Genomic DNA, 5,168 nt, shown 5'->3' with positions numbered 1-5,168 from the left:
CCGCAGAGCCGCCCAGCGCGCCGCCGACGACGCCCGCCGCACCGCCCGCGCCCTGCGCGCCGAACGCGCCGAGATCGCCGGCGCGCCCGAAACCCTCCCGGAACCGGCGCCCGACGCCCCCCGCATCGCCCTGCCCGCCCTGCGCGAGGCCTACCGCGCGGCCTCCCAGCTGTACGAGAAGGTCGGCGTCGGCGCCGACCTCCGCGCCGAACAGTCCCGCGCCGAGAGCGACGAGAGCGCCGCCGTCACCGAGCTGGACCGGCTCAGCAACAAGGTCCGCACCCGCGCCGCCCAACTCCTCGAATCCCCCGACGGCGCCGACGGCCCGTCCCGCCAGGCCGCCGCCGCCCGCGCCGAATCACTCGTCCAGATGCTGGAGACCCGCGCCACCACCGCCAGCGAGCAACTGGGCCGCCTGCGCGGCGAGGCCGAACGCCTCGCCCCGGCCGACGGTGAGGGCGACGGCGGCGCGCACACCGAGCTGCCCGAGGACCTCGTCCCCGCCGACGTCGAGCAGGCGCAGAGCATGCTCCGTACGGCCACCACCGAACGGGCCCTGCGCACCGACGCGTTGGACACCGCCCGCGCCGCCCACGACGAGCTGCTGTACTCCCACCGCGCCGCCGAGGACGCGGCGGGCGGCTTCGACGAGACGAGCGCCCTCCTGCGCGACCTGTTGCGCGGCGCGGTCGCCGACGACACCGCCGCCGACGAGACGGCCGAGCCCCCGGAGCCGTACCCCGGCAGCCTGGAGGAGGCCAGGCAGGCCGCCGCCGAGGCCCGCCGGTCCCTGCGCGCCTGCGCCCAGGACCTCTCCACGGCGGACGCCGCCCTGCGGGAGACCTGCGACGTGCTCGTACGGCACGCCAACTCCACCCGCTACGAACAGGTCAGGACCCCGGCCCGCCAGCAGATCAGGGAACTGCCCGCGTCCGCCCTGCCGGAACACGCCGAGCGCTGGGCGGCGGCCTTCGCCCCCCGGCTCCGGGTCCTGACGGACGAGCTGGCGCAGCTGGAGCGCAACCGTGAGTCCATCGTCGACCGGCTGCGCGGCCTGGTCGAGTCCGCCCTGACCACGCTCCGGTCCGCCCAGCGGCTCTCGCGACTGCCGGAGGGCCTGGGGGAGTGGTCCGGGCAGGAGTTCCTGCGGATCCGCTTCGAGGAGCCGGACCGTACGACCCTCACCGAGCGGCTCGGGGAGGTCGTCGACGAGGCGACCCGCGCCGCCCTCAAGAAGAACTCCGACCTCCGCAGGGACGGCATGTCCCTCCTCCTGCGCGGGGTCCAGGCGGCGCTCCAGCCGAAGGGCATCGCCGTCGAGATCCTCAAGCCGGACGCGGTGCTGCGTGCCGAACGTGTCCCCGTCGGGCAGATGGGCGACGTCTTCTCCGGCGGCCAGCTGCTCACCGCGGCGATCGCCCTCTACTGCACGATGGCGGCGCTCCGCAGCAACGACCGGGGCCGCGACAAGCACCGCCACGCGGGCACGCTCTTCCTCGACAATCCGATCGGCCGCGCCAACGCCACGTACCTGCTGGAGCTCCAGCGCGCGGTGTCGGACGCCCTCGGCGTGCAACTCCTCTACACCACGGGCCTCTTCGACACGACGGCGCTCGCCGAGTTCCCCCTGGTCATCCGGTTGCGCAACGACGCTGACCTGCGCGCCGGGCTGAAGTACATCAGCGTGGAGGAACACCTGCGCCCCGGTCTGCCCCAGCAGGACCCGGACGGAGAGGTCGTCCACGGCGAGATCACCGCGACCCGTATGTTCAAGCGGAGTCAGGACGCCGTCGCCGGCGGGCGAGCGGACACCACCCAGGAGGCCCTTACGCCTCGCTGAGGCGACTTCCGCCGCGCTCGCCTCCCAGCCCGTGGCTCCGCTCCGGCGCCCGGCCGTCGCGGGGCTTCCCTATGCGTCCCCCGGCACGCTCCGCGTCCCGCGCCGAACCCCGCGCGGTACGGCGGGCCCTGCGCCGCTCCCGGCGCAACTGCCGCGCCGTGCTGCTCGGTACGGACACCACGCCGTTGCGTTGGTTCCACACCTGCCGCGTCACCCACACGTCCAGCACCGACCAGGTCGCCACCACCGTCGACGCGACACTGCTGATCACCATCGGGAACGCCAGCCAGGAGGCACTGAGCGTGCCGAGAAACGCAATCATGGCCTGAATCAGCGTCACCGCCGCGATGATCACCGCGCGGACCGCCGCCCTCCTGACCGGATCCGGCATGCGGTACCTGAGCGCGGGCTCCTCCACCCAGAGCTGTCGCGAGCCTTCCGGGAACCCCTGCGAGACCCCCGAGAAGTCGTCCGCCGGCGCCGCACCACGCCGCTGATCCGTATCCATGGACCCGTCACTCCCCACCACTGTCCGAACCACCACTCCGGCCCCGAGGCCCCCGCACGTCCGGCCTCAAGGGTGACTGCCCGACTTCCGCCGCTTCACGCCCGTCCACACCGACATCCGCACCCACCGCACCAGGACGTCCGTGCCCCCAGGGAGACCCCGCACACAGGACATCTCCGTACACAAGGACGACCGGCCGCGCGGGAAGATTCCCGAGCGTGACCACCGCGGAACGATTCCAGCCAACTGGTTGAGAGTTCATACGTCGTCCGGCCCGCCGAATTTCGCCCCAGCAACGGACGGCAACTCGCCGAATACCAGGACAACTCATGATCAAGTCGTAGGGAGGCGGCCGAAAAACATCCGGACGTGCCTTCGAGTTGTCGGTGTGACAGTAGTAGGCTCGCGCCGTTTGTTGACGGAAGTTCACCGGGAGACCCCCGCATCGGGCGGGGATCGAGCAGGGGGAGGCCATGCGCTTTCGCGGGAAGTCGATCCGCCGGAAGATCGTGGCGCTGCTGCTCGTGCCGCTCGTCTCGCTCACCGCCCTCTGGGCCCTGGCGACGACGCTCACCGGCAGTGACGCCAAACGGCTCTTGGACGTCGGTTACGTCATAGGCAAGGTCGGCGGCCCCGTCGAGGACACGATCCGCGTCGTCCAGAACGAGCGCAGGCAGACCCTGATCTACCTGGCGGACCCCCGCGCCCCCGACGCCCGGGTCACCCTCCAGAAGAGCCGCACCGACACCGACAAGGTCGCCGCGCGGGTCAAGGCGAACGCGACGCCCGACGTCCGCTCCGACCTCGACGCCGTCACCGCCCAGCAACTGACCGCCGTCATCGGCGGACTGGACGACCTGGCGACCACACGCCGTTCGGTGGACAACAACAAGATCTCCCGCTCCGGGGCCCTGGACTTCTACAGCCGGATCGTCGACCCGGGCTTCACCTTCCTCGCGACCCTGCACGGCCTCCAGGAAGTCGACGCGGACAACTGGGGCCGCGCACTGGTCGGGATGGCCCTCGCCCGCGAAATGCTCTCCCGCGAGGACGCGCTGGTCACCTCCGCGCTGATGACCGGCAGCATCAACGCGCAGGAGATCCGCCGGGTCTCCGACCTCGTCGCGAACCGCACCCTGCTCTACCGAACCAACCTCTCCGACCTGCCCGCCCGGGACCGCGCGATCCTGGAGCAGTACTGGCGCACGCCCTCCACCCTGACGCTCGGCTCCACCGAGGACAGCCTCATCACCGCAGGCGCCGGCGCGAGCCCCCGGGTGATCGACGTCGCCGGCTGGCAGAAGCTGACCGGCCCCGTCCTCGACGACCTGCACCAGGAGAGCAACCGCGCCGACACCCTCTACGCGGCGCACATCGACCCCCTGCGCACCGGCACCTACTTCCGCGCCGGCCTGGCCAGCGTGCTCGGCTTCCTGGCGCTGCTCGTCTCCGTGATCGTGTCGGTACGGGTCAGCCGCGACCTGATCCGCGACCTCTCCCAGCTCCGCAAGGAGGCCCACGAGGTCTCCGGCGTCCGCCTCCCCAGCGTCATGCGCCGCCTCGCCGCCGGCGAACAGGTCGACGTGGAGACCGAGGCGCCGCGCCTCGACTACGAGAAGGACGAGGTCGGCCAGGTCGGCCAGGCCCTCAACACGCTCCAGCGCGCCGCCGTCGAGGCCGCCGTCAAACAGGCGGACCTCCGGCGCGGGGTCTCCGAGGTGTTCGTCAACCTCGCCCGCCGCAACCAGGTCCTGCTCCACCGTCAGCTCACGCTCCTGGACACCATGGAGCGCCGTACGGAGGACACCGAGGAGCTCGCCGACCTCTTCCGGCTCGACCACCTCACCACCCGCATGCGCCGCCACGCCGAGGGCCTGGTGATCCTCTCCGGCGCGGCCCCCTCCCGGCAGTGGCGCAAGCCCGTCCAGCTGATGGACGTGGTGCGCGCCGCCGTCGCCGAGGTCGAGGACTACGAGCGCATCGAGGTCCGCAGGCTTCCGCGCATCGGCGTCGGCGGCCCGGCGGTCGCCGACCTCACGCACCTGATCGCCGAACTGCTGGAGAACGCCACGGTGTTCTCACCCCCGCACACCGCCGTCCAGGTGCACGGCGAGCGGGTCGCCAACGGCTTCACCCTGGAGATCCACGACCGCGGCCTCGGCATGGCCCCCGAGATGCTCCTCGACGCCAACCTGCGGCTCGCGGAGACACCGGAGTTCGAGCTCTCCGACACCGACCGCCTGGGCCTGTTCGTGGTCAGCCGGCTCGCCCAGCGCCAGAACGTCCGCGTCTCGCTCCAGCCTTCCCCGTACGGCGGGACCACCGCCGTCGTCTTCCTCCCGGTCGCGCTGCTCACCGACGCGCCGGAGACCGAGGGCGTGGGCTTCCGGCTGGACCGCAAGGGCACGGCCGAGCGCGGCCGGGGCCGCGCCGAGGCCGGTTCCACCGGCCGGCTCACCGCGCTCGCGCAGATCCCGACCGGACTGGGCAGCGGCCCTTCCGTGCTCGACGGACCGGTCGAGCTCGAACCACCCGTGGGTCCGCTCGGCAGGGACACCCGGCCGATACGTGGCGGAGGTGACGGCATCGCCGGTCTCGAGGATTCGGACAGCGAGCGCGGCGGTATCTTCCGCGCCCGCGAGCACCTGCGCGACCTCGATCTCGATCTGGACCTCGGCGGGCGCGACGCGGGAGGCCGCGACACGGGCGAGTCCTGGCAGGTCCGTGAGGACGTACGGCTCTCGCACGACGAGGTACGGACCGCGCGCGACGGCGTCCGCAGCGCACGCGACGAGGCCCGTGAGGCCCGCGACCGGCGTG

2 protein-coding genes and 1 pseudogene are annotated in these 5,168 nt (G+C 72.5%); 2 read left to right on the top strand and 1 reads right to left on the bottom strand.

Annotated elements, in window-relative coordinates:
- Positions 1 to 1,840 (top strand): annotated as a pseudogene (locus GT042_RS07715) (hypothetical protein); the annotation flags it as partial.
- On the opposite strand, the gene GT042_RS07710 reads toward GT042_RS07715, so the two are convergent.
- Positions 1,827 to 2,348, bottom strand: a complete 522-nt coding sequence (locus GT042_RS07710) for a hypothetical protein (RefSeq protein WP_161307964.1) — start codon at positions 2,346 to 2,348, stop codon at positions 1,827 to 1,829. The pseudogene GT042_RS07715 and the gene GT042_RS07710 sit on opposite strands and share 14 nt — an antisense overlap.
- Before the next feature lie 473 nt (positions 2,349 to 2,821).
- Here GT042_RS07710 and GT042_RS07705 point away from each other — a divergent pair.
- Positions 2,822 to 5,168, top strand: a 2,347-nt coding sequence (locus GT042_RS07705) for a nitrate- and nitrite sensing domain-containing protein (RefSeq protein ID WP_161307963.1), incomplete at its 3' end; no start/stop codon positions are given.

Source organism: Streptomyces sp. SID3212, from assembly GCF_009865405.1.
GTDB lineage: Bacteria > Actinomycetota > Actinomycetes > Streptomycetales > Streptomycetaceae > Streptomyces.
This window is presented reverse-complemented; position numbering and strand designations above follow the sequence as displayed.